Origin of the sequence: Novosphingobium sp. 32-60-15 (assembly GCF_002280675.1) — a bacterium.
Classification (GTDB): Bacteria; Pseudomonadota; Alphaproteobacteria; order Sphingomonadales; family Sphingomonadaceae; genus Novosphingobium.
Genome location: NZ_NCEN01000015.1, coordinates 1 through 23,809, shown reverse-complemented (window position 1 = coordinate 23,809; position 23,809 = coordinate 1). Strand labels below are relative to the sequence as shown.

The window sequence follows — 23,809 nt, the reverse complement described above, 5'->3', positions numbered from 1 at the left end:
CACAGAATCAAGAGCGGGAATCGCCTTTGATCAGCGCGAACGGTTGAAGGCGTTCTTGGTTTTGAGGCTGGGGTCTTCGGTCCATGGTTCATCAGGCCAACGGTGGCGCGGATAACGGCCCTTCATGTCCTTGCACACGTCCTTCCACGAACCGCGCCAGAACCCGGGCAAATCCGCGGTGGCCTGGATCGGTTTGCCGCCGGGACTGGTCAATGACAGCAGCAGCGGGCGCGGCGGTTGGCCGACACAAGGGTGACGATCAACGCCGAACAGCGCCTGTACGCGCAATTCGACACAAGGGCCGCCTTCGTGCGCATAATCGATGGCGTGGGTTGTTCCGGCGGGCGAGCGGTATTCAGCAGGGGCGAGCCGCTCAAGCTCCTGCCGCTCGCTCCAATCGAGCCGTGATAGCAGCGCATCGTGCAACTTGCCCGGCGATAATGCGAAATCACGACGGCCAGTGAGGAGCGGGGCCAGCCATGCTTCCGACGTGTCCCGCAAACCCGCTTCGGACAGCGCCTGCAACCCTGCGTATCCCGCCCGTTCGATCAGGGCTTTGCTGGCATCGGACAAAGGCAGGAGAGACAGGCCAATGTCCCGGACCTGCGCGATGAGCAGCGCAACTACGGCGTCGGGATCAGGCTTAGGATCGGGCACACGTGCCAGCACGATGGAACCGAGCCGACGCTCCAGCCGGGCCTCTACGCGGCCTTCGGTGGCGTTCCACGAAAGCGAATGCCGCTCATCCATACGGTGCGAGAGATGGCGCAGGACTTCTGCTTCTTCCAGCGCCATCGCGGCGGTAATCCTTGCGCCTTTGGCCTCACCTTGGGCATCGCCGATTACCAGCCATTTGGCAGTGGCAAGCGGGGATACAGGGTCAAGCCGATAGCCCCGCCCGCCGGTCGATTGCCATTCCTCGCCCGATGCACTGCGCGCGCGCGCGATCCGGTCGGGGAAGGCTTCGGCAAGCAGGATAGCGGTGGGGACCGATGGCTTACCTTCGGCAGCGGGCGCGGTGTGGCGCAACACTTTGGCCGCCGTGTCAGCCCAGCGCGCGGCGAGTTTGCGCGAGGCATCGGCGCGGTTGCCGCGCTCTCCCGCCCAACGATCCAGCCTGCGGCCAAGGTCTTCCCCCCGCCCACCAAGGCCGCGTTCCTGCAGCAACAGCGCCAGCCGTGCGGCTTCATTGGCTTGCCCGCGCTCGGCAGCAAACAGGAGCATATGGGCCAGCGCCGGTTCCATCGAAAGCCGTGCCATGGCCTGACCGTGCGGGGTAATCCGCCCTTCCCCGTCAAGCGCACCGAGCGCCTGTAGCGCTGCCCTGGCTGCACTCAATGCGGGCACAGGCGGCGCATCGAGCCACGCCATCGCCACCGGATCACCTGCTCCCCATTGCGCCAGTGTCAGCGCAAGCGGAGCAAGATCGCTGGTTGTGACTTCTGGCGGATCGAAGGCGGGACGGCCTGCATGGGCGGCCTCTTCCCACAACCTATAGGCAACGCCCGGCCCTTGTCGGGCGGCGCGGCCAGCGCGTTGGGCGGCAGAGGCCTGGCTGGCGCGCGTAGTGATAAGGCGGGTGACGCCAGCGGCCTTGTCAAATTCCGCACGGCGCGAAAGGCCTGCGTCAACCACGACCGAAACGCCATCCAGCGTGAGCGAAGTTTCGGCGATGCTGGTGGCCAGCACGATGCGGCGGCGACCTTGGGAATCGCGTTTGATTGCAGTGCGTTGCGCGGCTGGTTCAACCTGACCGTGAAGTGGCAGGACCAGCGCTGTGGGCAATTTTTCGGCCAGCAAAGCAGCAGTGCGTTCAATTTGCGCAACGCCCGGCAGGAAGGCGAGGATATCGCCGGTTTCATCACGCCACGCCGTCTGGATGGCAGAGGCCATCGCGGGTTCGATCTTCACATCGGGCCGCGTACCCAGCCATTTAATTGTCAGCGGATGGGCCTTGCCTTCGCTTTCAATCACGGGCGCGCCATCAAGCAAAGTGGCAAAGCGTGAGCCGTCAATGGTGGCCGACATGACGACCAGCCGCAGGTCCTCACGCAGCACGCCTTGCGCCTCGATTGCCAGTGCAAGGCCCAGATCGCTGTCGAGGTGGCGTTCATGGGCTTCATCGAACAGCACCGCAGATGTGCCGGAAAGTTCGGGATCACCAAGGATCGTGGCGACAAAAATCGCCTCGGTCATCACCAGAACCCGCGTTCTGGCAGAGCGTTTGGCATCAAGCCGGGTGACATAGCCGATGGTGCCGCCGGCTTCTTCACCCAGCAATTCGGCCATACGTTCCGCCGCAGCGCGCGCGGCAACGCGGCGGGGCGACAGCAGGATGACCTGACCGGTGCACCACGGCTCGGCCAGCAAGGCGGGGGCAACGGCGGTGGTTTTGCCCGCTCCGGGTGGCGCGATCAGAACCGCGCTTTGCCGCGCGCGCAGGGCAGAAAGCAGGTCTGGCAGGACAGCATGGATCGGCAGGTTGCTCACACCCGGTGCATTACCGGGGAAGGTGCTGGTATAGCAATCATCCCGACGGTCCCTCACCCCATAGGATAAAGGATTTCACGCGAAACTTTGTCAATTGCTGCCATCACTTCGGCAGGCAGGACAAGGCCAGCGGCGGCAAGGATCGGATCGAGTTGATCCTCCGCGCTCACTCCGACAATGGTCGAGGCGACAAAATCGTGCTGTTTGGACCACGCCACCGCAAATGTGACGGGATCGATCCCGGCTTCTGCAGCAATTGCCATGAAACGTTCGGTGGAACTGAGCGAACGGCCGTTCAAGAAGCGGTGACCCATTTGGGCCTGACGACCTTCCATGGCGAGATAGCGTGTAATGCGCGCACCTTCGGGACGCGCCCCGCCATTGTATTTGCCCGAAAGCACCCCGCCCGCCAGCGGAGAATAGGGGATCAGGCTCACACCTTCCATCCGGCAAACTTGCGCCAATTCGTCTTCGAAACGGCGGTTGTTAAGGCTGAAATTGTTTTGAATGGTCTGATAGCGCGCAGTGCCAAGGCGTTCTGCTGCGCTGATTGATTTCATCAGGCCCCAACTGGTTTCGTTTGAACACCCGGAAATGCGCACTTTACCGGCGCGCACCAGTTCGTCGAGCACTTCCATGGTTTCATCATAAGATGTGTCGTGGTCTGGCCAGTGAGTCTGGTACAAATCGATGTAATCGGTGCCAAGCTTGGTCAGGCTGGCGTCGATAGCAGTGATGATATTGCGCCGATCAAGCGCAGTCATGCCCTCGCGGCAGGGTGAGCGGAACCAGACGTGGCTGGGGCCGGAAACTTTGGTGGCCAAAATGATGGCATCACGCGGTTTGGTCTTAAGCCACTTTCCGACGATATTTTCAGTGCGTCCAACCCACTTTACTTCCGGCGGGACGGGATACCCTTCGGCGGTATCGTAAAAGTTGATACCGGCGTCGTAGCAGCGATCAAGAATGCGCAAGGCTGTTGCTTCATCTGTCTGGCTGCCGAACGTCATCGTGCCCATGCAGATATCAGACACGACAATGGCAGATTTGCCGAGGCGACGATGTTGCATGGGAACTCTCCAGTTGCGCTTAAAAGCGGCGGGCGACTGCGAACTCTGCCGCTTCGGTCATTGCCAGCTTTGCGGCGCTGGCTGGAAAGCTTGCAATCGCATCGATCGCGCGTTGGGCATACATCCGTGCGCGTTCGCGGGTGGCGTTTACCGCATCATGATTGCGGATAAGCGTTATGGCGTGGGCAAGGTCGGCGTCCGATGACCTGTCACCCGCAATGGCCTCCTGCCAGAATTCGCGCTCATCGGCATTGCCGCGCGCATAGGCAAGGATCACCGGCAAGGTCATCTTGCCTTCGCGGAAATCATCGCCCTGATCTTTGCCCATTTCGGCAGCGTCGGAATCATAATCAATCGCATCGTCAGCCAACTGGAACGCGATGCCAAGGTTCTTGCCATAAGAATCAAGCGCTTGCTCATCGGCTTCGGGCCGTTCGGCCACGACCGCAGCGATACGGCAGGCGGCCGAGAACAAGGCCGCGGTCTTGGCGGCGATGATATCGAGATACATTTCCTCGGTCGTGCCGATCTGGCGTTGGGCAACCAGTTGATCGACTTCGCCTTCGGATATGACGGCAGAGGCGTTTGACAAGATGCGCAAGACTTTGAGCGAGCCGTCTTCGACCATCAGTTCGAAGCTGCGGCTGAACAGGAAATCCCCCACCAGCACGGTGGCAGGGTTGCCATAGACGATGTTCGCGGTCTTCTTGCCGCGCCGCATGTCTGATCCGTCAACCACGTCATCATGCAGCAAGGTGGCGGTGTGAATGAACTCTACCGCTGCTGCCAGTTTGTAATGACGGCTGCCACCATAACCCAGCAGCGATGCGCTGGCCAAAGTGAGCATCGGACGCATGCGCTTGCCACCACCTGCAATCAGGTGGCCGGCCAATGTCGGGATTAACGGGATGCGTGATTGCATCCGGTCAAGGATCACCGCGTTGACGCTGTTCATGCCTTCGGCGACAAGCGCCATCATCGGGGTGAGCGAAGGTTCGGCCTTGCGCGGCAGGGTGTGAATGGTCGCTGTCATCGTGCTGTGTCGCTTGGCGTCACTAGCGGCGCTTGGCAAGATGCATCTTGCGCGGTAGCGGGCGGATTAATCATTGGATGGGGTACAAGGACATGAGCGAAGACGCGGTGCTGGCAGGCTATCGCCAGTCGATCGACAATATCGACGCGGCCATGATCCACATTCTGGCCGAACGTTTCCGCATAACGCAGGCCGTTGGCGCTTATAAAGCCCAGAATAAGCTGCCCGCATCCGATCCAAGCCGCGAGGAGCGCCAGATTGCGCGCCTGCGCAAATTGGCCGAAGATGCCAAGTTGGACCCGGAGTTCTCTGAAAAGTTTCTGCGTTTTGTGATCGACGAAGTGATTCGCCATCATCAAAAGGCCGCGGGCTCGCCGCAGTGATTCAACGCCTCAATCTTCCAGCGGGACGCCTGGCACCTGCTTGGCGGTGCGAATCGTCAACGACGTTTTGACGCTGGCGACATTGGGTGCAGGCGTCAGTTTGCTGGTGAGGAATTCCTGAAAACTTTGCAGATCGCGGCTGACGATCTTCAGGATAAAGTCGATTTCGCCATTGAGCATGTGGCATTCGCGCACTTCGGCAAGCGTGCGCATGTGGTCTTCAAACTGGCGCAGTGATTCTTCGGCCTGGCTTTTCAGGCTGACGAGCGCGAAAACCGTGATGGCAAAGCCCAGCTTCGATGCATCAAGTTCAGCATGATAACCCTTGATCACGCCGGCATCTTCAAGCGCGCGCACGCGACGCAGGCACGGCGGCGCCGTTAACCCCACACGCTGCGCCAGCTCGACGTTGGTTACACGCCCTTCATCCTGCAGTTCAGCGAGAAGCCGCCGGTCAATCGCGTCCACTGGTAAAAAGCCTTTTTGAAAATCCGTTTCACAATCGCCCGTATTCACGTTCGGAAAGAAGCCAATATGACAAGTTTCCGCACAAAATCGAACACGCGACGCTAATAATGTTGTTTCATATCGCAATCGTCTCATATTGCAACGCAGTGGATTGCGACCTTTTGCCCGCAGCCACGATTTGTTAGCTTTAGGTAGGTTAAACAAGCCGTTCGGTCAGGTATGGCCATCCAAGGCGTTGCGCTTTGGCCTCTCGTGGAATGGACCTTCGGAACTTTGATGATCGTTGATGACCGCCTTGAAACCGTGCTGCGCACCCACGCGGCCGGAAAAATGGCGGGCCGCACACAATTGCGGCAGCTCATCGATCTGGTTGGAGGGGTGCCATTATCGGCATGGTCAACGCAGCACGCAACGGCGCTTGAGCGAATCGATTCGCTGGCCGGGATGCTCTCGGACGAGGAATGCGCGGCGGTATTGCGTGGCACAACGCACCGATCCGCCGTTCTGGTCTATCATTTTGCCCAGGGTAGCCCGCGATCTGCGTCTGCGATCATATCATCTGCCCGCCTGCCCGAAGATGACTGGATCGCGCTGATCCCGCGCTTGCCCACCACGGCACGGGGCTTCTTGCGCCACCGCACCGATCTGGGCGAACGGGTGCGCGAAGTGCTGTCGCGGCTTGGCGTGAATGACTTTTTGCTGCCCGAACCGGAAGCTGACGCGCCCTTGCAAGTGGCTGCACCGGCTGCCGCTGCTCCCGAGGCTGAGGGACTACTTGAACCGCAAAGCGCTGTTCCTGTTGTGCCAGAACAGGCCCCAGGACAGGCCAAGGAAGAGGGCATTGGCGCTATTGTCCGCAGAATTGAAGCGTTCCGCCGCAAGCGCGAGGAGCGCGATGCCCAGTCCCCGCCGCCGCGTACCGATGGCGTTGCCCCGCTGCTGCCGTTTGGTGACGTACACACCCCTGCCCGCAAGCCACCGCTATTCATTGATATGCGCACCGATGCTGAAGGCGTGGTAATTCATGCCGGGGTTGATCCGGCTGGAATGCTGGTGGGCAGCCGCCTGTTTGCCACTGATCCATCAGCGCCGGTAAACTGCGATGAGGACATGGCGTCCGCATTCCGCAAGCGCCAACCGATCACGGCAGGACGCCTTGCCATTGCCGGGGCCGACCATGTGGCAGGCCAATGGCAGGCCGATGGTACGCCAAGCTTTTCACGCGATAGCAGCAGCTTTACCGGCTACTTGCTTCGCCTGCGCCGCCCCATCGCTTTGGCATTCACCGCGCCTGCCGCCCCGCAAATCACGCCCGAATTCGAAGCGGACCGGCTGCGCCAGTTACTGCACGAACTGCGCACCCCGATCAACGCCATTCAGGGCTTTGCCGAGGTTATCCAGCAGCAGGTGTTTGGCCAGACACCGCATCAATATCGCGCCATGGCCGCCAGCATTGCATCGGACGCCGCACAAATGCTGGCAGGCTTTGAAGAGGTTGAGCGCTTGGTAAAACTGGAAAGCCGCGCGCTTACCATCGACACTGGCGAAGCTGATGCTGCCGCCATCATTGCGCAAATGGTGGAACAGGTGACGCCTGTCCTGGCCGCCCGCAATGTTCGGCTGAACGTAACCCTGCCGTCCGAGCCGGTCACCGTGTCATTTGCCGCCGATGAAGTTGAGCGTTCGGTTTGGCGCGTGCTTTCGGTCATCGCGTCCAGCGTTGCCCCCGGTGAACGCTTGTCCATTACGTTCGAGGCGCAGCCGGATCTGGCAGCCCTGACGCTGACCCTGCCCGCATCGTTGCAGCGGCTGGATGATACCGCGCTGTTTGCGCCCGATGCCACGGCAAGTGCGGGTGCGTTTGCCACATCGGCAATGCTGGGCAATGGCTTTACCCTGCGGCTGGCGCGGGCCGAACTGGAAGCGGGTGGCGGCGCGTTGCGGCGCGATGATAACCACCTGTTGATCGGCCTTCCCTATTCGGCCGCTGATCATGCCGCCCAGACCCATGCGGCTCCCGACCAGCATTTGTTTGCTGGCTGATCGGAGGGTACGTTGGGCGAACAAGCGAACATCACCGACATGCCGAGCGAAGCCGACTTCGTCCGGTTTGACGCGGCATTTGGCACGCGATTTGTGGTGACAGTCGACACAGAAGAAGAATTCGATTGGAGCAAGCCGCTGGACCGCACCAGCCACGGGCTGGACCATGTGCCGCACATCGCCCGGTTCCAGCAATTCTGCGAAGGGCTGGGCGTCGTTCCTGTGTACCTGATCGACTACCCCATCGCCACTTCTGCCGAGGCAGTCGAGGCACTGGGCGAAGCGGTGAAAGCCGGACGCGCCGAGGTGGGCGTGCAATTGCACCCGTGGGTCAGCCCGCCATTTGACGAGGTGGTCAGCGAGCAGAACAGCTTTTCGGGAAATCTGCCCGAACCGCTTGAACGGGCGAAGTTTTGCAAACTGCGTGACACTATCGAAGCGGCATTTGGCGTGGCACCGCAAATCTATCGGGCCGGACGGTATGGCGTTGGCCCGGCCACGGCTTCGATCCTGTCTGATTGCGGAATAACTATCGATACGTCTGTCCGCGCCCGGTTTGATTATAGCTATAACGGCGGCGTCAATTTCCGTGATTTGCCGCTGCGCCCGTGGTGGATCGATAAAGCCAAAGGGCTGATGGAAATGCCGCTGACGACGGTGTTCTGGGGTTTGCTACGGCAACAGGGCAAAGCGATTTACCCTGCGCTGTGGCGCGCACCCCGTCTTCGCGGCGCATTGGCGCGGCTGGGCTTGCTTGAACGGATCGCGCTGACCCCGGAAGGCATCACGCTGGACGAGGCGATCAAGGGCATCGACATTGCCATCGATGATGGTTTGCCGATCCTTGTCTTCTCGTTCCACAGCCCGTCAATCTGTCCCGGCCACACCCCCTATGTCCGCAACGAGGCCGAACTCGACGCGTTTTACGACTGGTGGCGCGGCGTATTCACATATCTGGCCAAACGCGGGGTAAAACCGGCGAGCGTGCGCGACATCAAGGCTGCGGCACAAGTCTGACGCCAAAGTCGCCATGGGTGCCTTGCCAATCGGGCCTTGCCTGTGTACCGGCGACGGCGATGGGCCTGTAGCTCAGTGGTTAGAGCTGGCCGCTCATAACGGCTAGGTCGCGGGTTCAAATCCTGCCGGGCCCACCACCTTCCTTTCCGCCAACATTTGGGCGCTTTCATGCTGACGATTAATGGCATTACCGTGCGTCTGGGCGGGCGCGATATCCTGTCCGGGGCCACTGTGGCGGTGCCGCCGCGCGCCAAAGTCGGGCTGATCGGCCGCAATGGGGCTGGCAAATCCACACTGGTCAAAGCGATCATTGGCGAGATCGAGCCGGATGAAGGCTCGGTCGAAATGCCGCGCCGCACCAAGCTTGGCTATATTGCGCAGGAAGCGCCGAACGGGGTTAAATCGCCGTTTGAAACGGTGCTGGAATCCGATGTCGAGCGCACCGAACTGCTAGCAGAATCAGAGGTCTGCACCGATCCTGACCGCTTGGGCGATGTGCATGAACGGCTGCTGGCGATCGATGCCTACAGCGCGCCATCACGCGCCGCCCGCATCCTCATCGGCCTTGGCTTTGATGAAGAAATGCAGGCCCGCCCGCTCGATAGCTTTTCAGGTGGCTGGAAAATGCGCGTGGCTTTGGCCTCGCTGCTGTTTTCGGCTCCAGACGTCATGCTGCTCGACGAACCGTCGAACCACCTCGATCTGGAAGCGACGCTGTGGCTGGAGAACTTCCTCAAGTCGTACCCCGGTACGCTGATCGTGATCAGCCACGAGCGCGATCTGCTGAACAACGTGGTCGATCACATAGTCCACCTGCACGCCGGAAAGCTGACGTTGTACCCCGGCGGATATGACAGTTTTGAGCGCCAGCGCAACGAACGTCTGGCCCAACAGGCCGCCGCCCGCGCCGCGCAAGAAGCGCAAGCTGGCCGCCTGAAGGACTACATCGCCCGCAACAGCGCGCGCGCATCCACTGCCAAGCAAGCGCAATCGCGCGCCAAGATGCTGGCCAAGATGCAGCCCATTGCCGCGATGATCGAAGATCCTTCGCTCAGCTTCGATTTTCCCGATCCCGAAGAACTGCGTCCGCCGTTGATCACGCTTGATCTGGCATCGGTGGGCTACACCCCCGGCAAGCCGATCCTGTCACGGCTGAACTTGCGCATTGACCCTGATGATCGCATCGCGCTGCTCGGCCGCAACGGCAACGGCAAGACCACGCTTGCCCGCCTGATCGCCGCGCAACTGGCACCGATGGACGGGGAGATGCAGGCGACCGGCAAGATGCAGGTCGGCTATTTCACGCAGTATCAGGTAGAAGAACTGGCGGGCGCATCCACCCCGCTGGAACTGATGACCCGCGCGATGGATGGCAAATCGCCCGGCGCGGTGCGCGCGCAACTGGGCCGCTTCGGCTTTTCCGGCCAGCGCGCCACATCGCAAGTTGGCACGCTTTCGGGCGGAGAGCGCGCTCGTCTGGCGCTGGCGCTCGTCACGCGGGATGCGCCGCATATGCTGGTGCTCGACGAGCCGACCAACCACCTTGATATCGATGCGCGCGAAGCCTTGGTGCAGGCGCTCAACACCTATCAGGGCGCGGTCATTCTGATCAGCCACGATCGGCATATGGTGGAACTGGTGGCTGACCGGCTGGTGCTGGTCGATGGCGGAACAGCCAAGCCCTATGACGGCGATATCGAGAATTACATCGACTTCATCCTTGGTCGGAACCAGCCCAAGACGGGGCAATCAGGCCAGCCCAAGGAAAAAGGCACATCACAGGACCGCAAGGCCCGCGCGATGGCGCGCGATGAATTCAAAGCGCTGAAGAAAAAGCAAAGCGAAGCTGAAAGTGCGGTCAACAAAATACAAGCCGAATTGGCGCAAGTTGACCGGGCGATGTTTGAACCCTCAGCCGCGATCCCCGCGCTTGCCAAACTGCCAATGAGTGAACTTTCACAACGTCGTGGCAAGTTGGCGCAGGAATTGGAAAAAGCCGAAGAAGCGTGGATGCTGGCCGGCGAAAAACTGGAATCGGCAGGTTAATCCCAACAGCGCTACCTATGTCAAAGTATCGCGCATAATGGATTGAATTCTGGGTTCTTTCTTGCGCGCATTGTGATCGGGATACTAGCAATATTCAACTGACCCTATAAGCGAGTTCCGACCACGGCCAACTTGGCCCTTACACGTCGGAGTGTATGAATTCGCACGAGTTTGCACATAGCGGATTGCTAACGCTCAAAAGCCGCCTGCCTTGGCTGCTGGTCATCGCCGCTGCTTTGGTGTGGGCGGCACCCATGTTTGCGCTGCTGGCCCAAACAGCTTGGCAAACCGAGGCGGGCAGCGTCGGACCACTGACGCTGATCCTTGGTCTGGCCATTTTGTGGCATGAACTGCGCGCCCTGCAAGACCACTATGCCAAGGGTAACGACTTTATCTTTGCAGGCGGCATGTTGGCCGGCTTGGTGGTTTATGCCTTTGCGATTGCGGTATCTTTTACAACACTGGCGGTAACGGCGGCGTGGATCGTTCTGGTTGCTGCGGTATATTGGCTCTATGGTTGGGACGTGCTGCGCAGGCTGTGGTTTTCACTGCTCTACCTGCTGCTCGTCCTGCCCCTTCCCTATAGCCTGACCTATTCGGCGGGCGCTTGGCTGGGCACGGCCCTGGCGCAATATGTGTGCTGGTTCTTGCAACTGGCACAGTTTGAAGCCGCCTATCGCGGCAATATGCTTTACGTTGATCAATATGAACTGTCGGTAGAACTTGCTTGCGCCGGGTTAAGTTCCACGATCAGCCTTGTTGCCGTCAGCGTTTTGTATGCACGCTGGATGCACAAGGACAACCCGATCAGGATCGCGGCGTTACTGGCCTTCGCCTTTCCAATTGCGTTCGGCGCAAACCTGATGCGTGTGGCGATGCTGGCGCTGGCCGTGCACTGGTTCGGGACTGGCGTGCTCGGATCGTTTTTCCATCCCATGTCGGGCTTCATCAGCTTTGTCGTGGCATTGTTGCTCAGCTTGGGCGTCGACCGCCTATTGTCGATAATCCTCAGGAAACGCGCATGAAGGAGTTTGACCGGCGGCAAATGTTGCTTGGCCTTGCGTTGACCGCAGGTGCCGGACTTACATGGATAAGCCGCCCGGAACGACGCGCCGTGGCTGCATCGGCTGCCAACCTTGCAGAGGCCGCGCCGGACCGGATTGGCACGTGGCAAAGCGTGACCCTGCCTGATTTCGTGCTGCCGGTTGCCAGCAATCTGGAAAACGCGATTTACGACGCGCAAGTGATGAAGGGATATCGCAATGCTGGCGGCCAATCGCTGTATTGCTTGATCGCCTACGGTTCGATCCAGAATTATTCGCTGCAATTGCATCGTCCCGAAGTTTGCTATCCCTCTTCAGGCTTCACGATCACCAGCCTTACAGATATTGCGATCACCCTTGCTGGCAGGGCCATCCCTGCGCGGATCATGGTGGCGCAGCGCGGCAATCGCAAAGAGACGGTGCTGTTCTGGACAAGGGTTGCCGATGCATTCCCGCGTTCGCAATGGGAAGTGCGCCGGCAAATCTTCAAAGGCTTCTTCTCCGGGAAATTGTCAGACGGCGTAATCGTCCGGCTATCTACCACAGAGTTTGAGGGCGAGGCTGCGATCGCCCAATTGCGCAAATTTGCCTCAGATGCTGCCGCAACAATGCCGTCCAGCGCCGCCCGCTTACTTTTTGGGAACTGAATGATGTACCATCCGGCACCCACCCTACCCCTTGCTGCCGCTCTTTCTTTGGTCTTGGCGGGATGCAGTCCTGCGGCACCTGACGGGCAGGTTCTGGCAGAACTGGGTGGTACCGAAATCACCCGCCGCGATCTTGCAGCAGAGCCACGCCAGGCAGATATCAGCACGCAAGCATTGTTGGAACGGGTGATTGACCGGAAGTTGCTGGTTCAGGCTGCTCATGCCCAAAATCTTGATGCTGATCCTGAATACCTTGCCGCGTTCCGCCGTAGCCGCGAAGAGTTGCTGGTCGCAGCGCTGCGGCGCAAAATCATCCGCACGCTGCGCAAACCCAATGATGCCGAACTGGTCCAATTGGTAGCCATCCGCCCATGGGCATTCGACAAACGGGAACTAATCAGGCTGAGCCCAGTTGCAGGACAGGCAAGCGGTCTACCTGATAAAACAATCGATACAGCGCAGCTTGATGCGGAATTCGTCAAGCTTGTTTCGCGCGATGACGAACCCATCATCATTGATGGCGCAGCGTACCGTGTTGTTGCCCGGAATGCAGCAGCACTGGACCCGTCTGCGCAGGAAAGTCTGGCGCGGGCGATTTGGCTGGAAGAGCAGATTAATGCTGAAATGGTTCGCCTGTTGAATGAGGGCAGGTCAAAAAGCGCCGTGAAGTATAGTCAGGGCATGGGTCCTGGGGCAGAATAATGCGTCGAGAAGACGGGGGGATAGCGATGGAAAATCAACAGCCATCTGGCAAGAAGCGCCGATTTATTCGTACGCATACGATTGGCACTTTTGCCCTTGTGCTGGCGATTATCGTCGCGCTTGGCCTGTCATGGCAGCTTTTCGAATATCGCGGCTTGATGGCTTATCTGGCCGAATGGCAATTTAACAATCTTGGCCGGTTTTACCCGCTGGTGACCATCGCCTTGCTCACCCTGCTGATCGAAATCCCGTTGATCATCGTGCTGATTTCCCGCTCAAGGTCAGCGCGGACCGAATACCTCTTGATTGAGGAGCCGACAGCTTTGCTCACCCGGTCCAGACTGGCCTATCGCGAACTGTTGTTCGTGGCGGCCGCAATCGGTTTTTCCGCGTTGGTTTTGGGTTTGTACGCCAGCACAATCGGACTGACCGTGACTGGAAAGCAATTCAACGCAACCGCTGCGCAAGGCCCCATTCCATCAGGCACACGGGTGCAAATGACTGGCGCCCTGCGGCTGGACCGGATTGCGCTGTACCGGTCGGACTCCCTGTTTTTTGACCGTTCGTTGAAAGTGGCGCCACTGCAAACAGGCCCCAACCAACCCATCCGTTTTCTTGTTGAAGTGGATGCTCGCCAGCCAGAACCGGTGCGCAATGGCAAGATCGGCGGCGTCGCGGCATCGGCTGCGGTGCCCGGTCCGCTGATCAGCCTCTACCGAAATGCAGGCTTCAGAATGGCGCAAAAGCCAACGCTGATCGTCGCCTCGATTGACACGGTGCGGATGCCCTATGTGCGGACGGCTTGGACCCTTGCCATTATCGCCTTGCTGATGTTCGCTGTCGGCATGGCCGAACGGTATTGGTACAAACACCTGCATCGCCAATATTTGATCTGGAAGGACCAGCCAGAGGGTTCACCTGCGTCACGACGGCCCGAATGGTGGTCTACGTGGGGCTGGAACAATTGACTACGCGCTGGCGCGCCAGCGCGACCTTTGCAAAAAAGGCTGTAATATCAGCAGTTCAGCCCGCCAAAATTTTACATCACTAACCCCGCGTTAACCCGTTTCCGGCATCATTTCACAAGGGGATTTTTGGCATTACCTTGGGAATGTCGAATTTCCCGTCCTTGATTGCGCTGATAATGGCTGCCGCTGGCGCCGGAGCCGCGCTGTCGCCTGCGCCGGTCGGGAATTATTACGGCATCGACACGGTAAGGCCCGCATCTGGAAAAAGCGCGCCAATCGCCAACCCTTCAGGGTCGCTGGTGGTAGAACGGTCGGCTGACGGGTTTTTTTATATGCCCGCGACAATTAATGGCTCAACCGTCCGATTTCTGATCGATACCGGCGCGAGCATGGTTATCCTGCCGCGCCCCGTTGCCGATCAAGCCGGGATCGTTGCCACCAGTCACGCCACCGCGACAACCGTGGGTGGCCCGCAAACCGTAGAGCTTGCATCGATCAGATCTTTCAAGACCGCCGGGATCACGCTGCAAGATGTGCCAGTGGCAATACAGAACAGCGGCATGTCCATCCCGCTGCTGGGCATGGACACGCTTGCCAATATGGGCCGGATCGAAATTGAAGGTGACCGGCTTACCATTCGCATGCCAAGCCAATCACCCGGCAATTAGAGCGCTTTCCGACCAATCTGGATCACCGTGATTGACGCAGGAAGCCCCTCGGCAAGGCACATTGTGCAGGGCGGGCTGGTTGCCCGTCCAAGCAAGGTAACGCTGTCCGAGGGGCTTCCTGCGCCAACCCCTCCGGGGCGGACCCCTTTTGGCCGACTGCTGCGTCTTTCGTCGGTCACTATGCGATGGCATGGCTCCCTCCTCAATCCTTGCACTCGGCCAAAATCGGCTCCGTCACGGTGAGCCAGATTGGTCGGAAAGCGCTCTAGGCCAATGCCGGACCTTGCTTGAACGCAAGGTGCTGCTTGCCATATTTGAAGGCCGCCAGCAGCCCCAAACCAGCCAGTGCCAGCATCCATGCCGGTGGTTCTGGCACAGCGGGCGGAGGCGTTTCGGGGGTTACGGCACCTCCTCCTTGGGTCGGAATGCCCGCAAAGGTGCCAGGCCGCGCATCCGAAGGGATTGTCCGCAAAGATGCGAGCGGGCTCGTTTCGGGCCTTACCAAACCTGCACCTGCCCCCGGGGCCGCATCGGCCACAGGGTTGTTGGGTGCCAGCGCAGCAACTGAAACAGGGGCGTCTTGCGTCACGACATCTGCTGGCAAAGCACCGGGGATGGAGCGTTGCGCGATACGCCGACGATTGCCGGGTCTGGCGCGGTTGCGTTCAACCAGATAACCGGCGGAATATGCTGCGACTGCAGGTTCACCCACGCTGACGAAAGCGGCAGTCGGGGCATCGGGCAACAGAAACATGGCGCGCGTTGCGGATTCAGTAAAAGTGCCCGCCACGCCAAGCGCAACAAGTGCCGCCATCGATACCCGCAGGCGCGTTGCCAAGCGTAGGAGATTGTTGGTCCGCATAAACGTTGCCCTGTAAAAAACTGCGCGTGATACTTCTTGGGTGAAACCGGTCTGCATGCCCAAATCCTGGACAAAACTCCCGACACTTGGCATTTTTCTACAGTTAACAGACGATTAGTCAATAACTGAACCTTAGTGATTAGGCCACTCGAACCCTGCACTTTTGCAATGTTCCAAATTGCGACAGTTTGGGCTCTGGCTGTTAATATCGGACCGAAATTTCGTTATTCCTCTAACACTTCACGTATTTATGCGCAGTTGGGCCTAAGCTTAACGAAAGATCGTTTTGCTAAGTCTGACACATGTCGGAAAACCGCAACACCTCTCAACCAACGCGCGCATGGCGGCCAGACACCATTCTGGCGATCGCCATCGCCGGGGTATTCATTGCATCGGTTTTTGCACCGCGCGTCGGCAGCGCCGTGCTGCTTTTGCCGATAACCGGTCAGTCAGGGCAAAGTGCGCTGCAATGGGCTTTGGCCAAGGACGCACGCGTTCTGGGGCGCTCGGTTATCGGAGGGGTCGTTCTGGATCACGCCCCCGATCAAATTTTCATCAACGCACTCAAAGCAGGTGCGCTGGCTATATCTGTCCCTGCGGCTGCATGTATCAGCCCTCCGAGGAATGATCGTTAAAATGGACGAGTTGCATAAAATCCGGTCAGTCGGAATGCGCGCATTGGCCATGGTTTGCGTGGCAGGCACCATCATAATCTGGGCCGGGGTTGCCTTTGCCAATTCGGGCATCTTGCCCGCCATTGCCAGCACCGTGATTGCAGCACTCGCAGCTTCGCTGGCGTTGCAAGGTCGTTGCGACACTGCGGCCAGAAGCGCAATGGCCGGCGCGGTCATCACATATCCCATGATCCTGTTGTATCAATGGGCCAGCTTCCCGTGGATGATAGACCTCCACATGGTCTTTTTCGCCATGCTGGCCGTGGTTGTCGTCCTGGCCGATTGGCGCGCGATATTAACGGCAGCAACCCTGACCGCGCTGCACCACCTTCTTGGCAACCTTGCCGTGCCGCAGTTTGTCTATGGCGACGACGGTGATATTCTGCGCGTGCTCTTGCACGCTGCGATTGTCATCATCGAAACCGCCGCGCTTGTGTTGTTAAGCACGCAGCTTGAGAACATGATCGGCCAACAGGCCGCAGCACGCGCAGCCATAGAAGATGCAGAGCGGGTTGTTGAGGCCGAGCGTGCGCGCGTTGCCGAAGAACAACGTCTGGTGATGGACGCGGTGGCCAACCGCCTCGATTTGCTGGCGGCGGGCGATCTTTCGGCGACGATCTCCGTGGCATTTCCACCAGCTTATGCAAGGCTGCGCGATAGCATGAACGCTGCGACCGGTGATCTTAACCGGTTGGTTGCCAATGTTTCCACCGTGACCGCGCAAATTGCGCAAGGGGCTTCGGAAATTCGTTCTGCATCCGATGATCTGGCGGCGCGGACAGAACAGCAGGCCAGCGCGCTGGAGCAAAATTCATCGACCACCCGCGACCTGACCGTTGCCATTCAAAAGACCGCAGCGGACGCCAACGGAACCCGCAAGACCATCGAAGAAACGCAAACATTTGCCGAAGCAGGCGGCTGCGTCGTCTCACGCGCGGTTGATGCGATGACCGAGATCGAGAAGTCTGCCAACGAAATCGGCCAGATCATCAGCGTGATCGATGGCATTGCGTTCCAGACCAACTTGCTGGCGCTCAACGCCGGGGTGGAAGCTGCCCGTGCGGGTGAATCGGGCCGGGGCTTTGCCGTCGTCGCCAATGAAGTGCGCGCGCTCGCCCAGCGATCCGCAGACGCTGCCAGCAGCATTCGCAGCCTGATCCAGACATCGGGACAACAAGTGGCCCAAGGCGTGCAACTTGTCGGCAAAACCGGCGACGTGCTTGGCGATATCGTGCAACAGATCAGCACGGTCAGCGTTGCGATCACGGGCATTGCTGATGCCGCAGACCGCCAGTCCACACAGCTATCACGCGTCAGTGGCTCGTTCGGCCAGCTCGACACCGTGACCCAGCAGAACGCCGCCATGGTGGAAGAAAGCAATGCCGCAGCGCATCACCTGTCGCGCGCTGCCGATGAATTGCGCAACCTGGTCAGCCAGTTCAAAACCGATGCCAGCGACAATGCCTATCACCACCAGCGCCAAACCCTTCGCGCTGCTTGATGGGTGTGGAAATACGGGACCATCCTCCCGTTGGCACATCCAATTGCATAAAACGCAATTGTTAAGCCGTTGTTCGCACTTGCAACAAAATGCGTGATGCCTGACACAGACGTTGCCTTTCAGGCATCCTCTCCCAAACTTTCCAAGGGCCGGCGCAAGCTGGCCCTTTTTTTGTCCACGGCACTTGTGATCGGATTGGCTTGACGAAGTTAGCGGGCCGAAACTGTCACGCGGCGTCGCAAGTGGTTGATGCCGCGGCCTCCCCACCATAGCCCGCAAAGAGCAAGCACGGTTAGCATTGTGCCATTGCTGCCTTGCCTGGGGTAGATTTCATTGCCATCCGGCGAAATCCATACATCAACACGCTGACCAACCCGGCGCTGCCACGCCATGGCTTCGCGCGTAAGCGTTGACCAGCCGGGCCCCGAAGAAGGCATATCACCTGGCTCAAGATCACTCGTCGCGAAGGTTCGACCACTCGCCGGATCATGGAACGACCAGACCCAACTCGAACCGCCCCGACGCGACCGGTTCACCACCCGTTCGACGCCCAGCAGTTCCATTTCAGCAGTCTGCCAGCTTCGCACAGCCTTGACACGCGACAGTTCGTACAGCGCGACCGGCGGCATGAACAAGGCAAAGGCCGATACAAGGAAGACGATCGTCCGCTTCCAAAAACCTGTCCAACCACCCACTTCCCGAAGCGATTGACCAAAGGCAATGCCAATCGCCTGCAATGCCGCATCTGCGGAGGATGGTTGCTTTTCCATGCCTCAATCTAACCCGGAAAAAATAAAGAACGGGTTATTTGGGCTTCACCAAGGCAACGCTCTGATATTGCTCAACTTAGCCTCGAATCTGGCAATTGGAGACTGCTTGCATCAACGCACATGGTACGCACCCGCCTCTGATCATTCTAAATGATATCCATCAATCCGAATGCAGCAGGTGATGCCAACCCCTTTAGCAAAATGGCTTGATCAATCAGTGCATCGTTGTTGGCATCCCAGAACAACCAGCCGTCCGTCGCGCCTGCAACAAACACAACCGATGTTCCGCCCGTCAGCATGGATTGAGCCTGGCCATAAGCATCCGCAAAGACGTTGGTGCCAATTGCCGCTTCGGAATAAGCATTTGCAGCCAATCCCCCCGGCACAAAATCCAAGTCGAGTTTGTCTACACCCGTCACAAAATCGGTGACGATATCAATGGTTGAAGATGAGATGGTGGTGTCGCCAAAATTGAACCTGAAAACATCGCTTTCCGTTCCACCTGCCAGGGTATCGCGGCCCTGCCCGCCAATCAGCGTGTCAGCACCCGCCTGACCGCTCAGATTGTCGTTGCCGGCACCCCCGACCAAAAGATCATTACCCGCGGCTCCAAGCAGGACATCTGCTCCACCGTCGCCATAAAGTTCATCGTTATCGCTGCCGCCATTGATGCTGTCGTTGCCGTTCCCGCCGCTGATGTAATCATTGCCGGCATTTCCATTGATGGTATCATTACCATCAAGACCGAGAAGCCAATTGGCGGCAGCATTGCCGAGGAGCGTATTTGCCAAACCATTGCCGGTGCCGTTGATCGAACTGGTCCCAGTCAGCGTCAGATTTTCGACTTCGGCACCAAGATCATATGAAACAGATGCGTTGACCGTGTCGACACCGCCACCGGCAAGTTCAATGACCTGATCATCGTTGCTTGCAACGCCGTCGTTCGAATAAGTGTCGACGAAATAGACATCATTGTCGGCACCACCGATCAAAATGTCGGCACCACCAGCGCCATCAAGCCGGTCTGCGCCTGCACCGCCGATGAGCGTGTTGCTTGCACTGTTGCCCGTCAGAATGTTGGCCAGATCATTGCCCGTTCCGCTAATTGCGGCAGCGCCAAGCAGCGTCAAGTTTTCGACATTTGCCGACAGCACATAGCTTACCGTGCTGTTCACGAGGTCTGTGCCCTCTCCAGCCAGTTCAATTACCAAGTCGTCGTTTTCAGCGATTCCATCGTCGGAGAACTGATCGACAATATAGATATCATTACCCAGACCGCCCTCCATGCGATCCGAACCGAGCCCTCCATCGATTGTATCGTTGCCGGCAAGCGCCAGTATTGTGTCGTTGAGCGCAGTGGTTTGAAACGAAAGGTTGGTGGCGGTGGGCGAAATCGTATTGTTTCCGGAAGATCCGATAATCGTCCGGCCAGCTTCGTTCACATCTTCGACAGTGACATAGAGGGTTTGATCGACCGAGTTTATGCCATCTGTCGCTCGGACAACAACTTCGTAAACATTGTTGCCATCCTGATCGAGCGGGGTCTCGAAATCTGGTGCATTTGCAAAAATGAGAGCGCCGGATTGAGGATCGATGCTGAACAACGCAGCATCTGCGCCGCCGGCTATCGAATAAGTCGGCACGCTGCCATCAAGGTCCGACGCGGCAACCACAGTAACCGCTGCGGCATTTTCCAAGATGGTGATTGCGGCTGCCAATCCTCCGCCGTTGCTGGTGATAACGGGACTATTGTCGTTTGCATTGACGACGGTCAGCACAATTTGCTGCTGATCCACTGTTGTGCCGTCACTAGCCTGAACAATGACATCATAAATGTTGTTGCCGTCCAAATCCCCAGGCGTTTCAAAATCAGGCGCTGCTGCAAACAGCAGCGCGCCTGTCAGCGGGTCAATGGTAAATAAGGCGGCATCTTCTCCACCAACAATCGAATACGTCAAAGCATCGCCATCCGCATCGGTTGCGACAATTGCAGCCGCCGCGATGCTATTTTCCGTCACCGATAGCGAAGCGGTGCTACCGCCGCCGCCCGTCGTGATAATCGGGGTATTGTCGTTGCTATTGCTGACCGCGACCGCAATCTGTTGCTGATCAAGATTGCTTCCATCGCTGGCCTGAACAATCACGTCATATATGTTGTCTTGACCGAAATCGGCTGGATTTTCAAAGTCTGGCGCGCTGACAAAACTCAACACACCGGTTTGCGGATCAATGCTGAACAAAGTTGCATCTGCACCACCGACTATTGAGTAGGTCAGTGTCGGGCTGTCGCTGTCACTTGCCTCAACCGTTGCAACAAACGTCGAATTTTCTGCGGCCGAAATGGTTGCCGATGCACCGCCTCCGTTCGAGATGATGACCGGCGAAGAGCCATCCGTAACATCGGTTACGGCAACGGCCAAAGCTTGCTCGTCAAACCCGCCATTGGCATCGGTTGCGCGCACGACAACGTCATACACATTATCTTCGCCCAAATCTGTTGGATTCTCAAAGTCTGGCGCAGTGATGAAGCTGATCGTGCCAGTCACAGGATCGATCGTAAACAGGCTGGCATCGGCGCCTCCAGAAATGGAATAGGTCAATGCCGAACCGCTTTCAGCGTCTGTTGCAGTTACCGTTGTAACCGCAGTCAAATTTTCGTTGACTGATAGCGCTGCAAACGCCCCACCGCCATCCGATGTGATGACCGGAAGGCTATTGGGGACGCCTGCCGAAACAACCCCGTCAGCAAACGCAAAGAATTCAACATTGCGGACAGTGTCACTACCGTCCGGAGAACCGCTGCGTGTATCGCTGATTGTGAAGCTACCGTCGATATTCTCAACGATCAGATAGTCCCTCAGATTACCGGAATAGACCGCGGTGTCGGCTTCGGATCCGCCATCAAGCACGTCGTCGCCTGCGCCGCCAACCAGTGTGTCATCACCACTATCACCGTCGATTACATCAACGCCCTCACCGCCATCGGCCAGATCGTTGCCGGTACCGCCGTGCATTTCATCGTTGCCGCTGCCACCATAGAGCTGGTCATTGCCCGCATCGCCGAAAAGCCTGTCATTGCCCGACGTACCAACGTCATCACCGTACAGGATATCGTCATCAGCGCCGCCGTACAAAGCATCGCCGCCTAAACCGCCGTAAAGCGTGTCGTTCCCGTCTCCACCATCAAGCCGGTCGCTCCTTGCACCGCCGTACAGGATGTCGTTTCCAGCTTGGCCAAAAAGGGAATCATCGCCAGCGATCCCGTTGAAACCGAGATCATCGCCATAAAGAATGTCATTGCCCGTACCGCCGTAAATAACGTCGGCACCGCGCCAGCCAAAAATCAGATCATCGCCGTTATCGCCATAAATGGTGTCCATGCCTGCACCACCTATGATGGTATCATTGCCTGAATCACCACGGATGATAACATTGCGCGCGTAATCAACACCTGAGGGCCCGCGTGCAGATAGATCAACAATGTCATCACCTGCACCCATCTCGATCTGTTCGATGGACGAAAAGCTTCCGATGCCCCCGCTTATTATGCCGTTATTGAAGAAAATCGCGTCATTCAGATTGGACCCATAGATGAAGTCATTCTTCTCGCCGCCCGCAAAGAAATCGGATGATGTCTGAATGTTAGAGCCGGTGATCGTAAAGAAAGTCGTGGCTGAAATTTTGATGGCGGTGACCGAACTAAATGCCGAAACCGTCGCATCTGCACGAATATTGTCAAGATTATCATTAAACGTGAACGCATAGAACCGGTCTTGCAGGTTCGATCCTGTTAAACTCTGGCTGCCAAGCAGGTTATAGAAAGTAGCCATTTTGACACTCCGGAAACACAGGCACCCCTGCGGCGATTCAAATGTGACCGCGAAATACCACGATTCCTGCGCCAACTACGTCGGCATTAGGGATAAATTCACTAACTTTTGTCGCAAAATGGTTACTACTATGAGCTAGGGTCAGGACCTATTAATCCCGCCTTCGAGGTTTTTGCTTGGAAAGGCAACCAGCCTTCCCGGCGCACCTATCCGCCCGATATGTTCGCCATTCCGGCGCCTCGAAGGCGGGATTAATAGGTCCTGACCCTAGTGACCAACCCGCTGACGCAACGGTCGCTTACTGGCATTCTGAATATCGGCGGGGTGCAGCTATTCGTCTTTCAGCAGACAAAATCCCCCTTCAAAGCCAAAGCCTTTGCGAAGGAAGCCCATGATTTTGCTAGGGAAAGCACCTTAAAAAGGTGGTGCCGCTTAGAGGATTCGAACCTCTGACCCCATCATTACGAAAGTGATTATCATTAGCAATAAATGCGAGTGTTTTCAAGGATGTCGGTGATTGACTTGGACCAAGTTTGTAAGTGCCCCAGCCCTGCCCCAAGTTGTCCTGCACCCGTGTTAGGTCGCGACTAAGGTTAAAGTTCTTTGGCCTTATTGAATCGGTTAAAGTGACCCGTGCCAGACCCGGTTCGCGAAGGCGCACGTAGTGACCGGCGTGCACTCTGAGGTCCGTCAACAGTTAGATTGACGATGGTTTTCGAGCAAAAAATCCACGGCAAACGGACTCAACCGATCGGGCCTGCCAGACAACTTGTCGAAGTCTTTATGGTCTCTTCGCGCTCTGTGCCGCCATCAAGTCCAAAGTACATATACATCATTCTTTAGGCATCGCCTTTGTCCAGTCGCAGTCGACATCTACGGGCTATGTGGTCTTTGAAAATGGTGCCCTGCTGCACCGAAACTTGGCAATATCTGGTCGACACCTGTGAGTGTGGCACCGTGCAAAAATGGAGAGGAACCTTCAGACTCGATCGTTGCAACCGATGCAACCGACGTCTTGATTTGCTTGAGGGAACACCGGTCGAAAAAGAACTCCGTGAGGACCTGTCGTTAGTGCTTGGCCTTATCGATCCCGATGATGAGACGAACAAAACTGCAATGTCACAGCTTCCCACTCCCTTGTCCGATTGGAACGGAGGCTTGGCGTTCGAACTTGCGTTGCTTCTGCTGAAAATTGTCCCTGATCCATATCATCTTAAACGGGGTTACCAGCCTACCGTCACAGATCGCAAAGCCTACACCAAAGCCCTATCACAAGTGGCAAACCTGCTGCGAGATTGGCCGCACAGCCTGCCTCGCGCTATCGAACAAGCCGTCGTAAGGAGATCAAGCAACAAAAGCACTTCTGGTTATACGGGTATCTCTGGATATCTACCCAACCTCGAAAGTGAGCTCGTCCCAGACAATGTAAAGACTGAGATTTTTTCGGCTTTGGCACCACTATCGGCAGATGCAGGGTCAATGCCGGCAGGCCAAGTTGTCAATCGGCGTCCAAACGGGACCCACTATCGGCGTGCAAAAGGGAACCACCTGGCGGCGTGGCGCTGGGTTGATGGCGGGCGCGGATTTCGCGCTT

General features: G+C 57.9%; 19 protein-coding genes and 1 tRNA gene. 13 read left to right on the top strand and 7 right to left on the bottom strand.

The genetic code is table 11. From position 1 onward, the window contains the following. Window positions 1–30: 30 nt before the first annotated feature. From hrpB to B7Y89_RS11795, 3 genes are read right to left on the bottom strand one after another with little or no spacing between them, the layout of a single operon-like run. Entirely contained in the window at window positions 31–2,490 is a 2,460-nt protein-coding gene (gene hrpB, locus B7Y89_RS11805; RefSeq protein ID WP_292938742.1) for an ATP-dependent helicase HrpB, read from the bottom strand. A gap of 53 nt (window positions 2,491–2,543) precedes the next feature. Next, on the bottom strand, window positions 2,544–3,560 hold the full coding sequence (locus B7Y89_RS11800) for an aldo/keto reductase (RefSeq protein ID WP_292938701.1): 1,017 nt from the start codon (window positions 3,558–3,560) through the stop codon (window positions 2,544–2,546). A gap of 19 nt (window positions 3,561–3,579) precedes the next feature. Then, complete coding sequence (locus B7Y89_RS11795; RefSeq protein ID WP_292938700.1) at window positions 3,580–4,593, bottom strand: polyprenyl synthetase family protein; 1,014 nt, start codon at window positions 4,591–4,593, stop codon at window positions 3,580–3,582. A 92-nt stretch (window positions 4,594–4,685) separates the two neighbouring features. Between B7Y89_RS11795 and B7Y89_RS11790 the strand changes: the two genes are divergently transcribed. Continuing rightward, window positions 4,686–4,976, top strand: coding sequence for a chorismate mutase (locus B7Y89_RS11790; protein ID WP_292938699.1), 291 nt, complete (start codon window positions 4,686–4,688; stop codon window positions 4,974–4,976). 9 nt (window positions 4,977–4,985) lie between these two features. On the opposite strand, the gene B7Y89_RS11785 is transcribed toward B7Y89_RS11790, so the two are convergent. Next, entirely contained in the window at window positions 4,986–5,444 is a 459-nt protein-coding gene (locus tag B7Y89_RS11785; RefSeq protein ID WP_292938741.1) for an Lrp/AsnC family transcriptional regulator, read from the bottom strand. A gap of 276 nt (window positions 5,445–5,720) precedes the next feature. Between B7Y89_RS11785 and B7Y89_RS11780 the strand changes: the two genes are divergently transcribed. The 9 genes from B7Y89_RS11780 to B7Y89_RS11740 all read left to right on the top strand — a co-directional run bounded on the left by B7Y89_RS11780 (window position 5,721) and on the right by B7Y89_RS11740 (window position 14,578). Continuing rightward, complete coding sequence (locus B7Y89_RS11780; protein ID WP_292938698.1) at window positions 5,721–7,487, top strand: histidine kinase dimerization/phospho-acceptor domain-containing protein; 1,767 nt, start codon at window positions 5,721–5,723, stop codon at window positions 7,485–7,487. Window positions 7,488–7,526: 39 nt separating this feature from the next. After that, window positions 7,527–8,504, top strand: a complete 978-nt coding sequence (locus B7Y89_RS11775; RefSeq protein ID WP_292938740.1) for a polysaccharide deacetylase family protein — start codon at window positions 7,527–7,529, stop codon at window positions 8,502–8,504. Between the two features lie 61 nt (window positions 8,505–8,565). After that, window positions 8,566–8,641, top strand: a tRNA-Ile gene (locus B7Y89_RS11770). A gap of 31 nt (window positions 8,642–8,672) precedes the next feature. After that, the gene (locus B7Y89_RS11765; RefSeq protein WP_292938697.1) at window positions 8,673–10,550 is read left to right on the top strand and encodes an ABC-F family ATP-binding cassette domain-containing protein; all 1,878 of its coding nucleotides are present in this window, start codon (window positions 8,673–8,675) and stop codon (window positions 10,548–10,550) included. Window positions 10,551–10,735: 185 nt separating this feature from the next. Next, on the top strand, window positions 10,736–11,575 hold the full coding sequence (locus B7Y89_RS11760; RefSeq protein ID WP_292938696.1) for an exosortase/archaeosortase family protein: 840 nt from the start codon (window positions 10,736–10,738) through the stop codon (window positions 11,573–11,575). Further along, complete coding sequence (locus tag B7Y89_RS11755; RefSeq protein ID WP_292938695.1) at window positions 11,572–12,240, top strand: exosortase C-terminal domain/associated protein EpsI; 669 nt, start codon at window positions 11,572–11,574, stop codon at window positions 12,238–12,240. The genes B7Y89_RS11760 and B7Y89_RS11755 overlap by 4 nt, the downstream gene beginning before the upstream one ends. A gap of 54 nt (window positions 12,241–12,294) precedes the next feature. Next, the gene (locus B7Y89_RS11750; RefSeq protein WP_292938694.1) at window positions 12,295–12,942 is read left to right on the top strand and encodes a hypothetical protein; all 648 of its coding nucleotides are present in this window, start codon (window positions 12,295–12,297) and stop codon (window positions 12,940–12,942) included. A gap of 26 nt (window positions 12,943–12,968) precedes the next feature. Then, the gene (locus tag B7Y89_RS11745) at window positions 12,969–13,910 is read left to right on the top strand and encodes a hypothetical protein (protein ID WP_292938693.1); all 942 of its coding nucleotides are present in this window, start codon (window positions 12,969–12,971) and stop codon (window positions 13,908–13,910) included. A gap of 176 nt (window positions 13,911–14,086) precedes the next feature. Further along, window positions 14,087–14,578: a retropepsin-like aspartic protease gene (locus tag B7Y89_RS11740; protein ID WP_292938692.1), complete on the top strand. Its 492-nt coding sequence runs from the start codon at window positions 14,087–14,089 to the stop codon at window positions 14,576–14,578. 265 nt (window positions 14,579–14,843) lie between these two features. On the opposite strand, the gene B7Y89_RS11735 is transcribed toward B7Y89_RS11740, so the two are convergent. Further along, complete coding sequence (locus B7Y89_RS11735; RefSeq protein WP_292938691.1) at window positions 14,844–15,440, bottom strand: PEP-CTERM sorting domain-containing protein; 597 nt, start codon at window positions 15,438–15,440, stop codon at window positions 14,844–14,846. Between the two features lie 302 nt (window positions 15,441–15,742). Here B7Y89_RS11735 and B7Y89_RS11730 point away from each other — a divergent pair, with 302 nt between their 5' ends. Together B7Y89_RS11730 and B7Y89_RS11725 are read left to right on the top strand one after the other, a co-directional pair. After that, complete coding sequence (locus tag B7Y89_RS11730) at window positions 15,743–16,075, top strand: hypothetical protein (protein WP_292938690.1); 333 nt, start codon at window positions 15,743–15,745, stop codon at window positions 16,073–16,075. A 1-nt stretch (window position 16,076) separates the two neighbouring features. After that, a complete protein-coding gene (locus tag B7Y89_RS11725) occupies window positions 16,077–17,615 on the top strand; it encodes a methyl-accepting chemotaxis protein (protein WP_292938689.1) in 1,539 nt (512 codons plus the stop codon). 209 nt (window positions 17,616–17,824) lie between these two features. On the opposite strand, the gene B7Y89_RS11720 is transcribed toward B7Y89_RS11725, so the two are convergent. Continuing rightward, entirely contained in the window at window positions 17,825–18,385 is a 561-nt protein-coding gene (locus B7Y89_RS11720; protein ID WP_292938688.1) for a hypothetical protein, read from the bottom strand. Between the two features lie 146 nt (window positions 18,386–18,531). Then, window positions 18,532–22,215, bottom strand: coding sequence for a cadherin domain-containing protein (locus B7Y89_RS11715; RefSeq protein WP_292938687.1), 3,684 nt, complete (start codon window positions 22,213–22,215; stop codon window positions 18,532–18,534). An 882-nt stretch (window positions 22,216–23,097) separates the two neighbouring features. On the opposite strand from B7Y89_RS11715, the gene B7Y89_RS11710 reads away from it, so the two are divergent. Next, on the top strand, window positions 23,098–23,809 hold a 712-nt coding region (locus tag B7Y89_RS11710; protein WP_292938686.1), incomplete at its 3' end, for a hypothetical protein.

Excerpts from the sequence above, each read along its gene's own strand:
- B7Y89_RS11800 (WP_292938701.1), bottom strand. The coding sequence starts at position 3,560 with ATGCAACATCGTCGCCTCGGCAAATCTGCCATTGTCGTGTCTGATATC.
- B7Y89_RS11795 (WP_292938700.1), bottom strand. The coding sequence starts at position 4,593 with ATGACAGCGACCATTCACACCCTGCCGCGCAAGGCCGAACCTTCGCTC.
- B7Y89_RS11790 (WP_292938699.1), top strand. The coding sequence starts at position 4,686 with ATGAGCGAAGACGCGGTGCTGGCAGGCTATCGCCAGTCGATCGACAAT.
- B7Y89_RS11780 (WP_292938698.1), top strand. The coding sequence starts at position 5,721 with ATGATCGTTGATGACCGCCTTGAAACCGTGCTGCGCACCCACGCGGCC.
- B7Y89_RS11775 (WP_292938740.1), top strand. The coding sequence starts at position 7,527 with ATGCCGAGCGAAGCCGACTTCGTCCGGTTTGACGCGGCATTTGGCACG.
- B7Y89_RS11765 (WP_292938697.1), top strand. The coding sequence starts at position 8,673 with ATGCTGACGATTAATGGCATTACCGTGCGTCTGGGCGGGCGCGATATC.
- B7Y89_RS11755 (WP_292938695.1), top strand. The coding sequence starts at position 11,572 with ATGAAGGAGTTTGACCGGCGGCAAATGTTGCTTGGCCTTGCGTTGACC.
- B7Y89_RS11745 (WP_292938693.1), top strand. The coding sequence starts at position 12,969 with ATGGAAAATCAACAGCCATCTGGCAAGAAGCGCCGATTTATTCGTACG.
- B7Y89_RS11740 (WP_292938692.1), top strand. The coding sequence starts at position 14,087 with ATGGCTGCCGCTGGCGCCGGAGCCGCGCTGTCGCCTGCGCCGGTCGGG.
- B7Y89_RS11735 (WP_292938691.1), bottom strand. The coding sequence starts at position 15,440 with ATGCGGACCAACAATCTCCTACGCTTGGCAACGCGCCTGCGGGTATCG.
- B7Y89_RS11730 (WP_292938690.1), top strand. The coding sequence starts at position 15,743 with ATGTCGGAAAACCGCAACACCTCTCAACCAACGCGCGCATGGCGGCCA.
- B7Y89_RS11725 (WP_292938689.1), top strand. The coding sequence starts at position 16,077 with ATGGACGAGTTGCATAAAATCCGGTCAGTCGGAATGCGCGCATTGGCC.
- B7Y89_RS11720 (WP_292938688.1), bottom strand. The coding sequence starts at position 18,385 with ATGGAAAAGCAACCATCCTCCGCAGATGCGGCATTGCAGGCGATTGGC.
- B7Y89_RS11715 (WP_292938687.1), bottom strand. The coding sequence starts at position 22,215 with ATGGCTACTTTCTATAACCTGCTTGGCAGCCAGAGTTTAACAGGATCG.